Annotated in this window: 13 protein-coding genes; 5 read left to right on the top strand and 8 right to left on the bottom strand. The window is 45.2% G+C overall.

The window, feature by feature from the left end; translation table 11 throughout:
- Positions 1-101 precede the first annotated feature (101 nt).
- Positions 102-3,224 carry an EAL domain-containing protein gene (locus CWO13_RS15470; protein WP_108083163.1) on the bottom strand — a complete coding sequence of 1,041 codons (3,123 nt, stop codon included), beginning with the start codon at positions 3,222-3,224 and terminating at the stop codon, positions 102-104.
- Between the two features lie 126 nt (positions 3,225-3,350).
- On the opposite strand from CWO13_RS15470, the gene asnC reads away from it, so the two are divergent.
- On the top strand, positions 3,351-3,815 hold the full coding sequence (gene asnC / locus CWO13_RS15465; RefSeq protein WP_008218581.1) for a transcriptional regulator AsnC: 465 nt from the start codon (positions 3,351-3,353) through the stop codon (positions 3,813-3,815).
- 68 nt (positions 3,816-3,883) lie between these two features.
- Here the strand turns inward: asnC and prlC are convergent, their stop codons facing one another.
- On the bottom strand, positions 3,884-5,926 hold the full coding sequence (gene prlC / locus CWO13_RS15460; RefSeq protein ID WP_108083162.1) for an oligopeptidase A: 2,043 nt from the start codon (positions 5,924-5,926) through the stop codon (positions 3,884-3,886).
- A gap of 280 nt (positions 5,927-6,206) precedes the next feature.
- On the opposite strand from prlC, the gene CWO13_RS15455 reads away from it, so the two are divergent.
- The 4 genes from CWO13_RS15455 to CWO13_RS15440 all read left to right on the top strand — a co-directional run bounded on the left by CWO13_RS15455 (position 6,207) and on the right by CWO13_RS15440 (position 10,429).
- A complete protein-coding gene (locus tag CWO13_RS15455) occupies positions 6,207-7,061 on the top strand; it encodes a 23S rRNA (adenine(2030)-N(6))-methyltransferase RlmJ (protein WP_108083161.1) in 855 nt (284 codons plus the stop codon).
- A gap of 187 nt (positions 7,062-7,248) precedes the next feature.
- Positions 7,249-8,604, top strand: a complete 1,356-nt coding sequence (gorA, locus tag CWO13_RS15450; protein ID WP_108083160.1) for a glutathione-disulfide reductase — start codon at positions 7,249-7,251, stop codon at positions 8,602-8,604.
- A 137-nt stretch (positions 8,605-8,741) separates the two neighbouring features.
- Positions 8,742-10,073, top strand: coding sequence for an IS4 family transposase (locus CWO13_RS15445; protein ID WP_108083159.1), 1,332 nt, complete (start codon positions 8,742-8,744; stop codon positions 10,071-10,073).
- A 92-nt stretch (positions 10,074-10,165) separates the two neighbouring features.
- Positions 10,166-10,429, top strand: a complete 264-nt coding sequence (locus CWO13_RS15440) for a DUF6482 family protein (protein ID WP_333918956.1) — start codon at positions 10,166-10,168, stop codon at positions 10,427-10,429.
- Between the two features lie 76 nt (positions 10,430-10,505).
- Here the strand turns inward: CWO13_RS15440 and CWO13_RS15435 are convergent, their stop codons facing one another.
- From CWO13_RS15435 to CWO13_RS15405, 6 genes are all read right to left on the bottom strand, one after another.
- Positions 10,506-11,747, bottom strand: a complete 1,242-nt coding sequence (locus CWO13_RS15435; protein ID WP_108083158.1) for an NADH:ubiquinone reductase (Na(+)-transporting) subunit B — start codon at positions 11,745-11,747, stop codon at positions 10,506-10,508.
- A gap of 199 nt (positions 11,748-11,946) precedes the next feature.
- Positions 11,947-12,915 carry an SPOR domain-containing protein gene (locus tag CWO13_RS15425; protein ID WP_102432227.1) on the bottom strand — a complete coding sequence of 323 codons (969 nt, stop codon included), beginning with the start codon at positions 12,913-12,915 and terminating at the stop codon, positions 11,947-11,949.
- 187 nt (positions 12,916-13,102) lie between these two features.
- Positions 13,103-14,041, bottom strand: a complete 939-nt coding sequence (locus CWO13_RS15420) for an ABC transporter permease (protein WP_017060135.1) — start codon at positions 14,039-14,041, stop codon at positions 13,103-13,105.
- A gap of 2 nt (positions 14,042-14,043) precedes the next feature.
- Positions 14,044-15,021 (bottom strand): ABC transporter permease, encoded by a 978-nt coding sequence (locus CWO13_RS15415; RefSeq protein WP_008218600.1) that lies wholly within the window; start codon positions 15,019-15,021, stop codon positions 14,044-14,046.
- 178 nt (positions 15,022-15,199) lie between these two features.
- The gene (locus tag CWO13_RS15410) at positions 15,200-16,753 is read right to left on the bottom strand and encodes an ABC transporter substrate-binding protein (RefSeq protein WP_102479792.1); all 1,554 of its coding nucleotides are present in this window, start codon (positions 16,751-16,753) and stop codon (positions 15,200-15,202) included.
- A 94-nt stretch (positions 16,754-16,847) separates the two neighbouring features.
- The gene (locus tag CWO13_RS15405) at positions 16,848-18,575 is read right to left on the bottom strand and encodes a dipeptide ABC transporter ATP-binding protein (protein ID WP_019826573.1); all 1,728 of its coding nucleotides are present in this window, start codon (positions 18,573-18,575) and stop codon (positions 16,848-16,850) included.
- Positions 18,576-19,558 lie beyond the last annotated feature (983 nt).

The following is a 19,558-nucleotide window of genomic DNA, read 5'->3' as shown; positions in this document are numbered from 1 at the left end:
ACAGACAGTAGTATTCAAAACAAAAGAGGCAACCAGTTTACCTGATTGCCTCAACAATACATATTAGCGGTGAAAAGTATTCACAGCTAAAGTCGGCTTACCTAAACCAATTGCTCTGTCTCTCGTTCTTGTCTTAACTCTTCAACGAGCTCTGCAAGCGGCTTAGGTCGCCCTATGATGTAGCCCTGCGCGTAGTTCACACCAAGCTCGATCAACTTATCTATGATTTGAGTATTTTCAACGAACTCAGCCACGGTATGTTTACCCATCTGCTTAGCTAAATCATTGATCGAGCGAACCATCACATGGTCCATCTCATTGACATCAATATCACGTACAAACAAGCCATCGATCTTCACAATATCGACCGGCAGTTTTTTCAGATAACCAAACGACGATAGCCCTGAGCCAAAGTCATCCAGTGCAATCATGCAGCCGAGCTCTTTGATTCGAGTGAAGAATTTGATCGCCTGCTTCATGTTACTCATCGCAGCCGTTTCGGTGATCTCTAAACAAATCTTATGACACGGTATCGATGAATCACTCAGGCTATCTATCAAGAACTCGACAAACTCACGGTTACCCATCGAGTGACCGGAAAGGTTAATTGAACACATCCCCAACTCATCAATGATATCTGGTCGTTGTTCCAACCAACTCAAGGTTTGACTCACGACTTGGCGGTCAATCAAATGCGCGATGTTATAGCGCTCTGAGGCTGGCATGAAGATCCCCGGGGAGATATATTCACCGTGGATATTCTTGATGCGAACCAAGATTTCGAAGTGCATTTTCTCGCTGTTTTTATCTAGGCCAAGAATGCGCTGAGCAAACAACTCTAAGCGATCGTTAGCCAAAGCCTCATGCACTAGATTGACGCATTCCATCTCTAGGTGACGACGACGCAAGTCTTCATCATCTTGATGGTAAAGGTTGTAACGGTTACGCCCTTCCTCTTTAGCAGCATGGCAAGCAGCATCGGCCTGAGCGTGCACCATCTGTGGTGAGGCCGCAGTATGGTCAATCAATCGGATACCAATGGAGCTGGTAAGATTAAGGCGAATATCACCCCACAAGAATGGGTTCTCACTCATCGTCGAGATAATACTGCGACACACATTCACCGCATCTCGCTCAGTACAGTCTTTCATTAATACTGCAAATTCGTCACCACCCATTCGCGCTAACACGGCATTGTATGGCAGAACCTCTTCCAGCAGCTTGGCACTAAACATGATTGCGGCATCTCCCGCTTCATGCCCTGCGGTGTCGTTCAAGACCTTAAGTTGGTCTAAATCCAAGAACAGCATAGCGTGAGTTCGCATATGGCTCTCAACCTCTTTGAGCGCCTTTTGCAGCTCTTGCTCAAAGTGGTTACGGTTAAACGTGTCCGTCAGCAAGTCATAACGAGCTTGATATTCTAGCTTTTCCGACAACTCACGAGTTTCGGTAATGTCTTCTCCAACAATCAACAGCTGATCAGACTCAACCAGCGGGCGAATATTTTCACGAATCCAGATGGTGCTGCCATTAGCATGGCGATATTCAATATCACGACGCCATACGCCACGAATCTTATGTTGAGGTTGCAATAAGATATGACGAGGGATCATTGAGTTCTCATCGACATAGAATTCTCTAGGACGGTGCCCTAATAGTTGTTCTAGCGGGTAACCTAGTAACTGCTCCGCAAACTGGTTCACTTGTTGGATGCGGTTATTGCCATCGAGGGTAATCATCATCACCGGTTGTTTGTCGTAATATAACTTGAGGTTCGCTTCGCGCTGGAACAGTTTATTCTCAGCCAGCTTACGAGAGGTCACGTCACGCGCTTCAAACAGGAACTGAGTGTCTTCCTTCTCATTGCCTGGCATCGGCTTCAATGAAATATCCAACACCATCGCACCACGATCACGACACCACACCTCAGCTTCAAATCGTAAGGCTGGGTGTTCACTTTTAGTGATGAAGTATTCACTTAGCACTTCTCGTGCAGAATCTTCCCAATGCTGATGTTGCTGCAGAGGGGTTCCCAGCTTATAGCCTTGGTTATAAAGCAGCTCATGTAGCTTGCTGTTACTCGACAACAACACACCGCCCTTATCAATAATCCCCATGAACTGCAGGCTTTGGTCGAATATCGACTCAAGCAGCAGCTGGCTTTGTCGGCTGGCACGTTCACTTTTCTTTAGGCGATTGAGGTAGTACACCAAGGTCGCAATGACACACGACATAACCAAAAACAGCAAACCTATGGTGCGAATTTCATCGCGGTAGCGTACTAAAAATGACTTTGGCTTGTTGAGGAAGGTCACCGAGGCTTCATTCTCGGCACCCAAACCCCATCTTGAGATCTGTTGGTAATCAAGTTTGATTTCTGGCGCGCCAGCAACCACCAATGGCAATGGTGCCTTGGGGTTTTTCAGTACACTCAACAATACGCGCCCGGTGTCTCGGCCTTGCGTTTCTCCGCTTTGAATCACACCACCAATCGCACCAAAACCTAGCCCTAGATCGTGCACCATGTACAATGGAATTTGGGTCTTGATATTCAGTTTTCGCCAATCTTCATCAGTACTCACTCTGCCTTGTGCATCGCGGTAATACGCCCAAAACAGCAAGCTCTTGCCTAAGTCAGCACGTTGAGAAAATTTCATTAACTCTTGGTAGGAATCCGGCACATAGTGCTCAACGAGATCAGAAAAATCGGGATGAGTTTTGATGAATAAATCGATTTGAGAACGAATCGCCTCACCCGTGACCGAGTGATCAGTAACAATGTAGATTTTCTTTACGGTCGCTTGAAGACGCTTAACCAGCTCAATATTGCCAACTAAGTCGATATCTTCGGTGATGCCCGTCGCGTTCAAACCTTCGATCATTTCAGGGGAGAAATTGTTGATGCCGCCAAAGATGACTGGCGTATCTTTGAGATCGGGGGCGAGACGCTTCATTAGATTCAGTGCATTATTATCACTCACCACAACTGCAGCGAATTCTTCATGCAGTAACTTGGTGTGATAAAGCTGATACACGCGCTCTAGGTATTCTGGGTTTTGAGATCGTTTGCTATCAAGGTAAACGACACGATAAGACAGACCATCACGATCGAGCTCATCTGATAATCCTTTATGGAAATCATCTGTCCAGAAAAAGCCTTGGTGGTAGGAGTGGATCACCAATACATCCTTTGTCTGAGCTGAAGCCAACACACTCCAACACATCACAATAAAAAATAACGAAAATCGCACTGAATTCACCCTAACCCTATAGTTACTGCTAATATTATCACCCTTGGCTATGATGTGTACTCAGGCCGGTATGTTTTTCATTCAATCTAAGGATTATGCATGTCCACAACCACAGCTCGTCTCGATGATCTAGACCGTGCCATCCTCAAAACCTTGATGGAAGATGCACGTACTCCTTATGCTGAAATGGCAAAGCAGTTCGATGTCAGCCCTGCGACGATTCACGTTCGTATCGAAAAGATGAGATCGGCCGACATTATTGAGCGTACCGAGGTTGTGGTAAACACCAAAAAACTGGGGTACGACGTGTGTTGCTTTATTGGTATCAACCTCAATGCAGCTAAAGATTACCACTCAGCGATCGCCAAGCTGAATGCTTTAGATGAAGTGGTTGAGGCGTACTACACCACTGGAGCTTACAATATCTTTGTAAAGCTGATGTGTAAGTCGATTGAAGAGCTGCAGTTTGTATTGATCGATAAGCTGCAAGCAATCGATGAAGTTCAGTCGACAGAGACTCTGATTTCATTACAGAACCCTATCAACCGCAACGTTAACCCATAATCATTTGATAAATAGATACAAAAAGAGCCTCACAAGGAGGCTCTTTTTACATTCTTATCAGCACAATATTAAGCGCTAATACCCGCATGGCGCAGCATCGCATCAATTTGTGGCTCACGACCACGGAAGCGTTTAAACAGCTCCATAGGCTCTTCACTGCCACCCATTTCAAGGATGTTATTCAGGAAGCGATTGCCCGTTTCAGTGTTGAAGATACCCTCTTCTTCAAATGCCGAAAACGCATCAGCTGAAAGCACTTCTGCCCATAGGTAGCTGTAGTAACCTGCGCTGTAACCACCAGCGAAGATATGACCAAAGCTGTGTGAGAAACGGTTCCAATCAAGGCTTGGCAGTACCGACACCTTAGATTTCACATCCGCTAGCGTTTCTAGTACGCGAGCACCCACTTCTGGGTCGTATTCTGTGTGCAGTGTAAAGTCAAACAGGCCAAGCTCTAACTGACGCAGAATAAACATCGCAGATTGGAAGTTCTTCGCCGCTAGCATCTTCTCTAGCATCTCTTTTGGTAATGCTTCACCGGTTTCGAAGTGACCAGAGATAAACGACAGCGCTTCTTCTTCCCAACACCAGTTTTCTAGGAACTGACTCGGTAACTCAACCGCATCCCAAGGCACACCATTAATGCCAGCAACCGCACCTGCTTCTACCTGAGTCAGCATGTGGTGAATACCGTGGCCAAACTCGTGGAACAAAGTCACCACTTCATCGTGAGTAAACAGCGCAGGCTTATCACCAACAGGCTTGTTGAAGTTACACGTTAGGTAAGCGACAGGTGTTTGTAGCTCGCCAGATTCAGTAATACGACGACCACGACAGTCATCCATCCAAGCACCGCCACGTTTGTGCTCACGTGCGTATAGGTCTAGGTAGAAGCTACCGCGCAGTGCTCCTGTCGCATCAAAGATATCAAAGAAGCGCACTGACTCATGCCATGTGTCGACGCCTTCACGCTCTGTTACCGACATACCAAACACACGATTCAGTACTTCAAACAGGCCTGAAACCACATTAGATTCTGGGAAGTAAGGACGAAGTTCTTCATCAGAGATCTCGAACAGGTTCTGCTTCTGCTTTTCGCTGTAGTAAGCGATGTCCCAAAGATTTAGTTCAGAAACTCCAAACTCTTTTTCAGCAAACTGACGCAGTTCTTCAACTTCGCGTTCACCTTGCGGTTTTGCTTTTACTGCTAGGTCGTTTAGGAAACCAAGTACTTGGTCTGGCGTTTCAGCCATTTTGGTCGACAGTGATTTTTCGCTGTAAGAACTGAAGCCAAGCATGCGTGCGATCTCGTGACGCAGCTTAAGTTGTTCAGTGATGATCTCAGTGTTGTCCCATTTACCTGCATTTGGACCGCGATCAGAAGCACGCGTTACGTACGCTTCATAAAGCTCTTTACGCAGTTCTTGGTTATCACAGTAGGTCATCACAGGTAGATATGATGGGATATCTAGAGTCAGTAGGTAACCTTCTTGCTCTTTAGATTCAGCTGCTGCTTGTGCTGCCGCCAGTGCTGATTCAGGCATACCTGCCAGCTTAGCTACGTCTGTAATCTGCTTGCTCCAACCCATGGTTGCATCAAGCACGTTATTTGAGAATTGAGAGCCTAGCTCAGACTGACGCTTGCTAATCTCGCCGTAACGATGCTGTTCGTCTGCAGGCAAGCCAATGCCTGACAATTCAAAGTCACGCAAAGCATCGGTAATGGTTTTTTGTTGAGCTCGGTTCAGTGCAGAGAATGCTTCGCTCGCCTTGATCGCTTTGTACGCTTCAAACAAGCCTTTGTGTTGGCCAACCCAAGTGCCGTATTCAGACAGTACTGGTAGGCAGCTCTCATACGCTTCACGCAGTTCGTCGCTGTTCACAACAGAGTTCATGTGGCTTACTGGTGACCAAATACGGCCTAAACGATCATCCACTTCTTCAATCGGAGCAACGAGGTTGTCCCAGCTTGGCGAAGTATTACCTTCAAGTACTTGTTCTATCTTGTTGCGACACGCTTCAATCACTTGCTCAACCGCTGGCTTAACGTGCTCAGGTTTGATTTGTGAAAACGGAGGTAAGTCCGTGAAGGTTAATAGCGGATTAGACATATAAACATTCCTTTGGCTTTAGAGACTTTCGTCTTTTTTATAATGAGGTCGTCTTACAGTCATCAGGCTCAGGTTCGCCCTAAAAAAATCACCTGCGAATAGTTATTAAATAGTGCCCAATAAGGCAAATTTCAATAGTAGAACCAATAACTAACCACATATTGCGAACGACTGCTCCTGAATTGTTCGAGAATTTATGGTCCATTGAGGGTTATAATGGTCTGATTAACCCCACCTACACTAACCACACTCTAAATCGAGAGTGTTACGAGAGTTTAATTTGTTAAGTTATCGCCACAGCTTCCACGCAGGTAACCATGCCGACGTAGTAAAGCATATCGTACAGAGCCTTATTCTTAATTCTTTGAAACAGAAGGATAAGCCTTTTGTTTATCATGACACTCACTCTGGTGTAGGTCGTTACGACTTAACGCATGAATGGTCTGAAAAAACCGGTGAATACAAGCAAGGTATTGCACGCCTATGGTCTGCAAGTGAAGCAGGTCAACAAGATCTTCCTGAAGACATTCAAAGCTACCTTGAGTCTATCTCAACGCTAAACAACGGCGACAAGCTGCGTTATTACCCGGGTTCACCACGTGTTGCACGTGCCCACCTGCGTGACCAAGACCGCATGGTACTGACTGAGCTTCACCCAGCCGATCACCCACTGCTTGAGCAAGAGTTCCACCGTGATCGTCAGGTATCTATCTATAAAGAAGATGGTTTTAAGCGCTTAAAGGGTAGCCTGCCACCAAAAGAACGTCGTGGTTTAGTACTGATCGACCCGCCTTACGAGCTGGCAAAAGAATATCGTGATGTCGTGACTGCAATCGCTCAAAGCCACAAGCGCTGGGCAACCGGTATCTACGCAATTTGGTACCCGGTAGTAAACCGCTGTGATATCGAAGATATGATCGAAGGCCTTGAAGGCTTAGGCATCAACAAGATTCTACAAATCGAACTTGGCGTATCACCAGACACCAACGAGCGTGGCATGACAGCATCAGGCATGATCGTGATTAACCCGCCTTGGAAGTTAGAAAGCCAAATGAAAGAGATTCTTCCATTCTTGAAGGAAGCAATTGCGCCGGCGACCGGTCATTTCAAAGTAGAGTGGATCGTACCCGAGTAATCTCGAGTCCATATCATAGACTGAAGAATCTTCAACAGACTGTGATGTGGACGAATAAATTTTAAACAGGGAGATTGAGTTCAACCGATCTGCCCTCAATATAATAATTAGACAATTTAAGAATCTATAGGACGTAGGTATCCAGTGCTCTCACTGTGACTACAACCTTCAACAAATGGAGAAAGTAATGGCGACTCATTTTGATTACATCTGTATCGGCGGCGGTTCAGGCGGCATCGCATCAGCCAACCGCGCAGCAATGCACGGTGCAAAAGTTGCACTTATCGAAGCTCAAGACCTTGGTGGTACTTGTGTAAACGTTGGTTGTGTTCCTAAAAAAGTAATGTGGCACGGCGCTCAAGTTGCTGAAGCAATCAACCTATACTCTGAAGATTACGGCTTCGACGTTGAAGTAAAAGGCTTCAACTGGAGCAAATTGGTAGAAAACCGCCAAGCGTACATTGGTCGTATCCACCAATCTTACGATCGCGTACTGGGTAACAACAAAGTAAACGTAATCAAAGGCTTTGCTAAGTTCGTTGATGAGAAGACCGTTGAAGTTAACGGCGAACACTACACAGCAGATCACATCCTGATCGCGGTAGGTGGTCGTCCAACCATTCCAAACATCCCAGGCGCAGAATACGGCATCGATTCAAATGGCTTCTTCGACCTAATGGAGCAACCTAAACGTGTTGCTGTTATCGGCGCAGGCTACATCGCGGTTGAAATTGCTGGCGTTCTAAGCGCGCTTGGCACAGAAACACACCTGTTCTGCCGTAAAGAATCTCCACTACGTAGCTTCGATCCAATGATCATCGAAACGCTAGTAGAAGTAATGGAAGCAGAAGGTCCAACACTTCATACGCACTCAGTGCCTAAAGAAGTGGTGAAAGAAGCGGACGGTACACTGACTCTACACCTAGAGAACGGCAACACTCAAAACGTTGACCACCTAATTTGGGCTATCGGCCGTCACCCAGCAACTGACGCGATCAACCTAGCATCGACTGGCGTTGAAACTAACGACCGTGGCTACATCAAGGTAGATGAGTTCCAAGCGACTAACGTTCCTGGCATCTACTGTGTTGGTGACATCATGGAAGGTGGTATCGAGCTAACACCTGTTGCGGTTAAAGCAGGTCGTCAGCTTTCTGAGCGTCTATTCAACGGTCAAACTAACGCGAAAATGGACTACAAGCTAGTCCCTACAGTTGTATTCAGCCACCCACCTATCGGCACGATCGGTCTAACGACTCAAGAAGCTGAAGAGCAATACGGCAAAGACAACATCAAGGTTTACACATCGGGCTTCACTGCGATGTACACAGCAGTAACCAAGCACCGTCAACCTTGTAAGATGAAGCTAGTATGTGCTGGCGAAGAAGAGACCGTAGTTGGCCTACACGGCATCGGTTTCACGGTTGATGAAATGATTCAAGGCTTCGGCGTTGCAATGAAGATGGGCGCAACCAAAGCAGATTTCGACTCTGTTGTGGCTATTCACCCAACGGGCAGCGAAGAATTTGTGACGATGCGTTAATCAACACCTTTAGTTGATACTTTTAAAAAGCAGTCCTTGGGACTAATGCCGATCAGTTAAGAAATTTGTGAGATCATTTGACCGATCCTCAAAAGGCTTCAAAATCCGATATTAGGAAACTAATATCGGATTTTTTTATGTCTTTAGAAAGCCAACTTGCCAATACTTTTCGGTCATGTAATACCTTCCACCACTTTGATAAATACTCTGACATCCTTAGTCCAGAGCTTATCCAACAAGGCTTTGAGCAAGCTGGCGTAGCAACCGTTAGAAGAAGGCGGTTACCTTTAGAAGCAGTACTTTGGTCTGTTGTTGGAATGAGTCTCTTTCGTCAACAATCTGTTTGGGATATTGCTAACCAACTCGATATTGTCCTGCCAGACAAACTACGCTTTGTTGCACCAAGTGCTGTTGTTCAAGCGAGACAGAGATTAGGCGAAGAAGGTGTAAAGCAAGTCTTTAAGAAGATGGCAGCGCATAGCTATCAATCGTCTAACTTCGAAACTTGGTGTGGGCTAAACCTTCTATCCGTCGATGGTGTCGTTTGGAGAACGACAGATACACCCGAAAATCATCAAGAGTTTAAAGCGCAGCGCAATCAATCATCTGAGAATATTTACCCTAAGGTTCGTATGGTTTGTTTGATGGAGCTTACAAGTCATCAGCTAATCGATAGTGCATTCTCTGACTATCGCACCAGCGAAATGCGGCTCGCAGAAGAGCTTATAGAACAAACGCCAGATCAATCACTGACTATTTTTGACAAAGGATATTACTCTTTAGGGCTGCTTAATCGCTGGAACAAAGTAGGTCAAGAAAGGCATTGGATGCTCCCTGTGAGAAAAGACTTTCAGTATGAAGTTGTCCATAAATACAGCCAGAGTGATGCTATCGTTGCTATAAAAACATCACTTCAGGCAAGGAAGAAGTTCAGTGACCTGCCTGAGATAATAGAAGCAAGGTTGGTATCGAAAGTCATCAAAGGTAAAGAGTATCAGGTACTTACATCAATGCGTGATGGGTTGCGCTTTCCTGGAGAAGACATCGTAGAGCTCTATCGCTATCGTTGGGAAATCGAATTAGGCTATAGGGAAATGAAGCAAACTTTGCTTGATAGTGAATATACATTGCGAAGTAAGCGCCCAGATATGGTTAGACAGGAGCTCTGGGGGATTTTGTTAGCCTATAACCTTATAAGGCAGGTTATGACAAAGGCCGCGAGTAAGTTAGATAGCGTCTGGCCGAATCAATTAAGCTTTACGAGTAGTGCCATGGCTGTGACTCAATACTTTGCAGCTTTACCTTTAACGAGTCCTGGGAAACTCCCTAAACACTATGAAGTACTACTACAGAAAATATCCATGTTTATCCTGCCACCCCGAAGAGAAGATAGAAGTTATCCTCGCTGGGTGAAACTGAAACCCAAGAAATATGCGACAAATAGAAAAAATGCCAGTCAGCTTAACTGACTGGCATTAGTCCTTGGGACTGCTTTTTTTATGCCCGCTTTGAACCTTGGTTCTCGATTCGACGTAACACCAATATCCACCTAACTAGAAAAATGGAGTTTGTGATGAATCTACTAATTGAATCATTTGAAGGCGGGATTTACTTGGCTTACCAAATCGTTGGTGAGCAAAAGCAGTTAATTAAAGACGACCACCAGCACCCAATGAAATTTTTGAGTGTCAATCAAGCACGTGACCACTTTAGTGATCAAGGTGTGGCGTCGGCAACTCTAATTCATAACAGTGCTTATGACGAAATGTGTGGTGAACACTGTGGTAGCACACAACCGTTCGAGATTGATTTGAAGTGGAGTTAAATCAACTTCAAATCAGTCGTGATAAAAATAGAAAGGCTTGCACTAATGCAAGCCTTTTTCTTTTGGGTCATATTTATTATCGTGCAGTGCGTTTTTGTCTGCGTTTAATGTTTTGCTCTTTCACGACAAAGTCGAACAGCGGAGCAAACAGGTTAGCAAACAAGATAGCGAGCATAATGCCCTCTGGATAAGCAGGATTGAGCACGCGAATACCGACCGTCATTACACCAATCAAGATCCCGTAAGCCCACTTACTCTGATTAGTGAACGCCGCGGAAACCGGATCCGTTGCCATAAAGAAGGCACCAAATGCAACACCACCCAACACGAAGTGCCAGTAGAACGGCATCGAGAACATCGAGTTAGTCTCTGAGCCAATCCAGTTCATCAAGCTCGACGTCACCACAAGACCGACAATCACCCCAGCTACAATGCGCCAAGAAGCTATCTTCATCACAATCAAAATCACACCGGTCAGCATAATCAGCAGTGAAGACACTTCGCCCATTGAGCCCGGAATATTACCGATGAAGGCATCCATCCAAGTGATCGCCTTACCTGTCATGTTGTTGATGAGTGACGAACTACCGCCTTCATACCATTGGCTGAGCGGTGTCGCTCCTGAATAGCCGTCAGCGGCAACCCATACCAAGCCTCCGGACATATTGGCAGGATAAGCAAAGTAAAGAAACGCTCGCCCCGCCAGTGCAGGGTTGAGGAAGTTTCGTCCTGTACCACCGAACAACTCCTTGGCAACAACAATACCAAAGGTGATACCCAAAGCGGCTTGCCACAGCGGGATGGTTGGTGGAAGAATAAGTGCAAACAGTACCGAGCTTACGAAAAATCCTTCATTCACCTCGTGTTTTCGCACAACGGCAAATAAAACTTCCCAGAAGCCCCCGACCACAAATACCGTGGCATAAACAGGTAAGAAGTAGAGCGCCCCCAAGAACATCTGGCTTCCCCAGCCGCTTGCTACTAAGGTCTGTGCATCACCAAACGCCCACGATAAGCGCCAACTACTATCGATGATAGAAGCAAGCTCGGCACCGGAATAGGTAGCCGCTAACCCCATAACGGCTTGCTGACCTACGTTGTACATACCCCAAAACATTGCGGGAAAAGTTGCTAGCCACACCAGAATCATGATGCGTTTGAGGTCTATGCTGTCTCGAACATGGGTTATGCCGCGGTTTACATTGCCGGGCGTGTAAAAGATGGTCGCAAAAGCCTCATACACTGGGTAAAGCTTTTCGTACTTACCACCCGCTTCGAAGCGCGGAGCCACGTCTTCTAATCGTTTTTTCAAACTCATAATCTCAATCACCTTATTGCTGAGTTATGGTTTACTACGCATCAACGACTCTATTTGAACAACTTTTAACGATATTTAATCAAATTCGTTTTGAAGAAGTAGACATCAAGAACTTAGACCAACATTGAAAAAGAAAGATGTAAAAACAACAAAGCCCCAGCGATGGCTGAGGCTTGTTTGGTATTACTGCATGTCGGAGTTACTTCACACACATCACGTTAAGCAATGAAGAGCCTTTCAATTGGTTTACGTTACCGTTGGTAAACAGACCTTTCTTATCTGCGCCCCAGTAAGGTAGGTGCATTGGCCAGTTCTGTTTCTCCATTACCTTCGAACCTAAGATGCTCTGCCATTGTTTTTCAGTCATCAGCTTCATGTTGACCTGCTGACACACTAACTCAGCACTGGCGTAATCTAGGCGACTCCAAGGCTTACCTTGCTCCATGTAGAACTGTTGTTGATGATCTAGAAGGTAAGGTATCGCATATTGGCTACCCGCTACGTCTGCTTTCACGCGAATCTCGATCTCTAGATCATTATCTGATCTCGCGTTACCACTTGGTAGCGTCTGAATAGCAGCAGCGCTCGTCACCACAGCCGCTTGCTTGGCAGCCACAGGTTTCGATACAGGTTTAGCTTCTACTTTTGGTTTTACAGGAGCCTTAGACTTCACCGTTTTTGGTTCTGCCGTTTTTGCAACGATAGGTCGTGATGAAGTTTTCGACTTATCGACCATACGAATAAAGGCTTCACCGTAACCAGGAACCTTACGTACTTGAGCTAGGTCTTTCCTTGCATCAGAAAAGGTCGAGTAAGGGCCGATTAAGCAACGGTAGTCACCACCTTCAGGCTTCATCCAAACATTAGTCGAGATCTTTTCATATAGAGGTTTTGCACGGCTCAGTGACAAAGGCTTGTTCAGCAGGCCACATTGAACCCAGAACAGTTCGTTATCTGAATGACGTTTAGGTGCCTTGCTACCCCAAACTCCTTTACCAATCGGACATGACTGCTCTAGCTGTGGTAATTGATTGGTGCTTGCCTGAGTAGCATCACATAGAACCGATTCTGCACTAACTTGGCTCGATACCAAAAGGGATGCAGCGATAAGCCCCATACGATAATTTCTCATCACAGCACGACATACAGCATTCATTGTCAATTTCATAACCACCACTTAAACCCTTACGGATTAATTATTACCGAATCGATGTCGATAAAACATGAATTCCATTTTAAGTATTATTGACAGTATCAATGATACTAAGTTCCAGATCCATTAAGCAAAAAAAGAGCCGTAATTGCTTACGGCTCTTAGTTTAGTGACTTTTTTTTCTAAAAATCAAACCGCGCTATCACCCTTTATAAATTTTAGGGTTAAACACGTCACGTAACCAGTCGCCTAATAGGTTAATAACTAGAACTAATGTTACCAAAAGCACACCTGGGAATGCCGTGATCCACCATGCTCCTGAGAAAATGTAGTTAAAACCAGTACTGATCAGGGCACCGAGTGACGGTTGGTCTACCGGAAGACCTAAACCTAGGAAAGAAAGTGCCGCCTCTGACATGATGGCATTTGCCACCTGTACCGTAGAGATAACCAAAATCGGTGATAAACAGTTAGGTAGAATATGACGGAACATGATGCGAGGTGCTCGGAAGCCCATCACACGAGCCGCTTCTACGTACTCTTTCTTCTTCTCTGCCAATACCGATGCACGAATCGTACGAGCATACTGCGGCCATTCAGCAATACCGATGATCACCACCAGCATAACAACGGCATATTGCGCGTAGAAGTCACTACCGAAACTCGCCTTAAAGATAGCCGAGACAATGATCGCTACCATCATGGTTGAAAACGAAAGCTGAACATCGGCAAAACGCATCAGGAAGCTATCGATACGACCACCGAAGTAACCCGCAGACAGACCAATGATGATACCTAGAGTCAGCTGAAGGCCAACCGCCAAGAAACCAATCGTCAATGAAAGACGAGAGCCGTAAAGCATGGTCGATAGGATGTCACGACCTTGCTCATCAGTGCCCAGTAAGAAACGTTCTTCGCCGTCTTCCATCCAAGATGGTGGCAACTCTGAATCCATGATGTCGATAGACGTCACGTCATACGGGTCTGTTGGCGCTAAAATCGGTGCCGCGAGTGCCATCACTAAGAAGGCTGCAAAGATGGCAAAGCTGACCATTGCCACTTTGTCGCGTAAGAAGTAGTACAGAATATCTGACTGCTTGAATCGCTCCCAACGAGATGGAGCTGTTGTTGTTTGTTCCATGATTATGCTCCTTTCCCTGTAATGTTCACTGTTGGGTTAATGATGCCGTATAGCAAGTCAACAATGGTGTTCGTTACTACGAAGATAAGACCTACGAAGATAACGTATGCGGTAATCAGTGGTGTATCCACTCGGTTAATCGCTTCAAGGAATAGGAAGCCGGTGCCTGGCCACTGGAATACAGTTTCAGTAAGAATGGTGTAAGCCACCATAGTACCGATTTGAACACCACCTACCGTTAATACTGGCAGCATTGTGTTTTTCAAAGCGTGTTGGTAGTAAATCTTGTTCAGCGCTAGGCCTTTTGCTTTACCAAACTTGATGTATTCAGAGCTAAGAACCTCTAGCATTTCAGAACGTACTAGACGAATGAATAGCGGCAGCATGATAGATGCTAGAGCAATACTCGGCAGCACTAAGTGCGCAAGGCCATCTATCGTTAAGAAGCCAGACTCCCAACCAAACCAGTTTGCGGTCTCACCACGTCCAAACGACGGCAGCCAACCTAATTCAATAGAGAATACATACATCAACATGATTGCGGTTAAGAAAACAGGCACAGAAATGCCGATACTACTGCCCGCCATCACCAGTTTAGTGAAGAAGCTTTTTGGGTGTATTGCAGAATAAACGCCAAGTGGAATCGACAGACAAACAATGATCAGAGAAGCGCCAAACACAAGTTCAAGCGTTGCTACTAGTTTATCTAAGATTACGTCCACAGCTGGGCGTTTAAAGAAATATGAAGTACCAAGATCACCTTGTAGAGCTGCGCCCACAAAGCGAGTGTATTTTGTAATGAAGGGATCATTTAAGCCGAGTTCATCACGCAGCGCTTGACGCTCCGATTCTGAAACAGATTGACCGACTAACTCACGCAACGGGTCGCCCAGGTTATCCTGAATGGCAAACGCCACCAAACTGATCACAAACATCACTATCAGTGCCTGAAACAGGCGCTTGACCAGAAACGTAACCATTCCTTGCCCCTTATCTATCCATGACTATCTAATCGAAATCCGCGACTAGATAACAAAATTCAGTCTTAAAAAAGGTATTTAGCCAGACTGAAGGAAGACCAAATACCGAAACTTAAATCTATTTCTTAATAATTTGAGAGCCTGAAAAACTTCAGGCTCTCGATTCTAGCAAGCTAGATTATTTTACAACTAGGTCGCCGAAGTAAGGCATAACCATTGGGTTTACTACGTCTGCTGCACCTACGTTAGACTTCGCGCCCCACGCTTCACTCTGCCAGTGTAGAGGTACAAATGCTGCGTCGTTGTACAGTGTTGCTTCAACGCCTTTCAGCATTTCAGCACGCTTAACTGGGTCAGTTTCAGTGTTAGAAGCTTCTACAATCGCATCCATTTCTGGGTTTGAGTAACCAGAACAGTTGTATTGACCACGACCAGTCTCTTCGTTACGAGTCATAGTTAGGAACTCGTTGAAGTTAGCTGAATCTTCAGTATCTGAGTGCCAGCCGATCATCATCATGTCTGCTGAACATAGGTCAAACTCAGGCCAGTACTGTGCTTTAGGCATAGTCTTAAGATCAACTTTGATACCAATCTTAGACAGCATTGCCGCAGACGCTTGCGCTACTTTCGCATCGTTCACGTAACGGTTGTTTGGAGCCATCATAGTTAGCGTAAAGCCATCTTCGTAGCCCGCTTCTTTCATCAACTCTTTCGCTTTTTTCAGATCGTAACGAGGAACTAGGTCTTCGTTGTGACCCGCGTAGCCTGTTGGGCTTTGCTGACCAGCAGCTGTTGCGAAGCCTTTCATGATCTTCTTAACGATACCTTCGTTGTTGATTGCGTGAACAATCGCCTGACGAACGCGAACATCTTTAAGAGCTTCGTTGCTGTTTTGGTTCATTTGGAACGTGATGATACGAGTACCAGGTAGCGTTACTAGATCGATGTTCTTAGCGTTTTTAACACGCTTGTGATCGTTTGGTGCTACTGGGTGAATCATATCAACGTCGCCAGAAAGAAGTGCTGCAACACGTGTCGCGTCTTCTTTGATTGGCACAAGTGTTAGCTTGTCTACGTTACCTTCAGTTTCTGTATCCCAGTAATCGTTGAAACGTTCGAACGTTACTTTAACGCCTTGCTCACGCTGCGTTACGATGAAAGGGCCAGTACCTGAAACGTTAGTCGAAGCAAACGAGTTACCGTGCTTAACTAGCTCAGACTTGTCTTTACCTTCCGCTGTTTGGCCAGAGTAGAACTTGCTGTCCATTGGGAAGATGTAAGTTGCTGTTTGTAGTACTAGTGGGTAAGCCGATTTTGATACTAGCTCAACTGTGTAGTCATCCACTTTTACCATTTTTTCGTATGGCGTGAAGATAGACTTAAAGTCTGGAGAAGCTTGTAGACGTTCAAAAGTCCACACAACATCATCAGCAGTCAGTTCGTTACCAGAGTGGAATTTCACACCTTTACGTAGGTTGAAACGGAAAGTCGTTTCATCAACACGCTCCCAGCTAGATGCTAGGCGGCCTTCAAAATCCATCTCTTTTGTGAAACGTACTAGAGGGTCAAACACCATGTGAGACATTTGCAGTGTGCCACCAGACAGCTGCTCGTGCGGGTCAAGTGATACAGGGTCAGCTGCGTAGCCAACGGTAATATCTGCTGCTGCTGCACTAAAGCTTAGGCCAGCTGCCATTAAAGCTACTGCTAATTTGCTTTTCATGGTTTTCATTGCATAACTCCTTCATGCGGGAATCCAGATCCCTAGTTGTTGTATTTGCGTCTGTTTATTGTTTTTAGCAAGCTAAACTCCAGCCTGCTGATTTTTATACCGCGGCTTGTGCCACTGCTTTTTCTTCTCTTAAACCTGTAAATTCAGGCATTAAAGAAATTAGGTGTTTGCTGTACTCATGCTGAGGCGATTGGAATAGCTGCTCGGTTGGCGCGACTTCCAATAGTTCTCCCATTTGCATCACACCAACACGGTCACACATTTGGCGAATAACCGGTAAATCGTGACTGATGAACAGCATGGTTAGGTTTAGCTCATCTTGTAAGTCTTTTAGTAGGTTAAGGATCTGAGCCTGTACCGACACATCCAGTGCCGAGGTAGGTTCATCACAAATCAAAAGACGAGGGCGAGTTGCCAAAGCGCGAGCGATAGAAATACGCTGACGTTGGCCACCTGAGAATTCGTGTGGGTACTTAACCCCGGCCATTACGCCTAAACCAACGTGCTCTAGAAGGTCGTTCACGATCTGACGAGTTTCATTCTCGTTGCGCGTAAGTTTATGGAATCGGATAGGTTCAGCAATGATGTCGAATATCTTCATTCGAGGGTTCATTGATGTGTAAGGGTTTTGGAAAACCATCTGCATTTGACGACGCATAGGGCGACGTTCTTTTTCAGATTTAAGACCAGTAAGATCAACGCCTTCAAACGTTACCTTGCCTGAATTCGGTGCGTACAAGCCAGCAATCACACGAGCAATCGTTGATTTACCTGAACCTGATTCACCTACCAAGCCAAACGTCTCACCTTCATGCACTTCAAAGCTCACGTTGTTTGATGCTTGAACGTACTCACGACGACTCTCAAAGAAAGAATCTTTGGTGGTAAAGCGTAAGTGCACGTTTTCAACATTCAACAATGGGCCAGTGTAATCACGGTGATCTTGGCTTTGGCCTAACCAGTGGTTTTTCACATCTAGAGGCTCCATCTCGTGCGCTTCTTCGATGTAGCTCACAAGAGGGAAACGATCAAGTTTACGGTCTGAACGTGGAACCGCTGAGATAAGACTGTGTGTGTATGGGTGTTCAGGAGTACCAAGGACTTTCGCCGTCGGGCCAAACTCAACTAAGTCACCACGATACATAACGGCTACGCGGTCGGTAACGTTTGATACCACGCCCATGTCGTGCGTGACCAACATACAACCTACGTTTTTCTTAATACATAGATCGCGAATCAAACCTAAGATTTGATCTTGAATAGACACATCCAGTGCCGTCGTTGGTTCATCTGCGATGATAAGGTCAGGTTCACCAGCCAATGCGATCGCGATAACCACACGCTGACGCATACCGCCAGAGAACTGGTGTGGGTACTGCTTTAAACGGTTTTCAGGTTGTGGGATACCCACTTGGTTCATCAAGTCTAATGAACGCTGGTAGGCTTCTTGATCCGAAACCTTCATGTTGGCATGAATCGTCTCTTTTAACTGCTGTTCTACTGTGAATAGAGGGTTAAGAGACGTCATTGGATCTTGGAAGATAAAACCAATCTTTGAGCCGCGAACAGAACGCATCTGTTCAGGAGATAAGCCAGAGACTTTTTCGCCATCCAGAAATACCTCGCCGCTAGCAATGCGGCCGGGAGGGCTCAGCAAATCGATCACAGCATTACCTACTGTTGATTTACCTGCACCAGACTCGCCTACAACACCAACGATCTCACCACGTTCGATGTTGAACGAAAGCGATTTAACTGCGGCGTGAACTCCATGACGAGATGGGTATTCAATACGAAGATTTTTTACTTCTAAAAGTGACATTACCAGACCTCTACTGCTTTGGCAGCTTTCTGCCCTGTCTGCAAAATTGAATCCATTCTTACCAGAATATTGTTCTGATATTTTATACGGTTGACAATTTGGCAAATAATTCACAGAAAAGCAACAAAAATAGGATAAAAAGTCGACATTAAACGCTTAGCAAGCAAAAGTGCCACATAACTATTCACCCAGAGAGCATATAGTAAGAAAAATCAACATTATATTATCGGCAAGAAATACTCACAAACTCCTTACCACTGCTTACTTGTAGAGTTAAACCTGTGCTTCAAAGCAGATCTCACTACCATTCAATAAAAACAAATAATTATTCCAAAAAACAATTAACACTATAGAAACAAACGCTAACTTTGTTAATTTAAACAAATAAAACAACTAGATACACGCCAAGTAACCATACATTTAACCGTTTGTATTTTTTTGATAAATACAAACCAGAGAAACGAAAGGCTTAATAAATCTGAGGAGTTTTGAACGACCAAATGCGTAGAAAGCTGTCAAATACATGGGTTAGTGAGCAGATTAAGGGCCAAATTCAACTTTTCACAAAAATCTCTAGACCAGACCTATTAACTTGTCGAATTATTGAGTGGTTATTTTATATAAAATTAGATATAGATCTTTCCGTTTGATAAATGAACTACCTCCATACAGACGTAATAATCGAGGAGATCGAAGGTGGGATTCTTGCTTCTAAAAGGAGTTAATTAAAGAGGAGCGAGTCGAACTGGACCAATTCAACACTGTGAGAAGCAATAATTGAAGAATACTGACACGACATATGCAACAAAGCCCATCATTTCTGATGATGCTTCTTAAGTGAGCGGTGAAGAGACATTCTTTGAACATCAGGCGAACCCATTTGGGTTCCTATCTAGTGATCTACAGATGAAAAAAAAGCTCATCATTTCTGATGAGCTTTCATAAAGGCGGTCAGTGAAGAGACATCCTTTGAACATCAGGCG

The organism is Vibrio sp. ZF 223 (assembly GCF_003050585.1).
GTDB classification, from domain to species: domain Bacteria; phylum Pseudomonadota; class Gammaproteobacteria; order Enterobacterales; family Vibrionaceae; genus Vibrio; species Vibrio crassostreae.
Note: the sequence above shows the minus strand (reverse complement) of the source record. Positions and strands in the feature narration are given on the sequence as shown.

What these genes read in the sequence shown, in the direction of transcription:
- CWO13_RS15470 (WP_108083163.1), bottom strand. Translation starts at nt 3,224, where the DNA reads ATGTGTTGGAGTGTGTTGGCTTCAGCTCAGACAAAGGATGTATTGGTG.
- asnC (WP_008218581.1), top strand. Translation starts at nt 3,351, where the DNA reads ATGTCCACAACCACAGCTCGTCTCGATGATCTAGACCGTGCCATCCTC.
- prlC (WP_108083162.1), bottom strand. Translation starts at nt 5,926, where the DNA reads ATGTCTAATCCGCTATTAACCTTCACGGACTTACCTCCGTTTTCACAA.
- gorA (WP_108083160.1), top strand. Translation starts at nt 7,249, where the DNA reads ATGGCGACTCATTTTGATTACATCTGTATCGGCGGCGGTTCAGGCGGC.
- CWO13_RS15445 (WP_108083159.1), top strand. Translation starts at nt 8,742, where the DNA reads ATGTCTTTAGAAAGCCAACTTGCCAATACTTTTCGGTCATGTAATACC.
- CWO13_RS15440 (WP_333918956.1), top strand. Translation starts at nt 10,166, where the DNA reads ATGGAGTTTGTGATGAATCTACTAATTGAATCATTTGAAGGCGGGATT.
- CWO13_RS15435 (WP_108083158.1), bottom strand. Translation starts at nt 11,747, where the DNA reads ATGAGTTTGAAAAAACGATTAGAAGACGTGGCTCCGCGCTTCGAAGCG.
- CWO13_RS15425 (WP_102432227.1), bottom strand. Translation starts at nt 12,915, where the DNA reads ATGAAATTGACAATGAATGCTGTATGTCGTGCTGTGATGAGAAATTAT.
- CWO13_RS15420 (WP_017060135.1), bottom strand. Translation starts at nt 14,041, where the DNA reads ATGGAACAAACAACAACAGCTCCATCTCGTTGGGAGCGATTCAAGCAG.
- CWO13_RS15415 (WP_008218600.1), bottom strand. Translation starts at nt 15,021, where the DNA reads ATGGTTACGTTTCTGGTCAAGCGCCTGTTTCAGGCACTGATAGTGATG.
- CWO13_RS15410 (WP_102479792.1), bottom strand. Translation starts at nt 16,753, where the DNA reads ATGAAAACCATGAAAAGCAAATTAGCAGTAGCTTTAATGGCAGCTGGC.
- CWO13_RS15405 (WP_019826573.1), bottom strand. Translation starts at nt 18,575, where the DNA reads ATGTCACTTTTAGAAGTAAAAAATCTTCGTATTGAATACCCATCTCGT.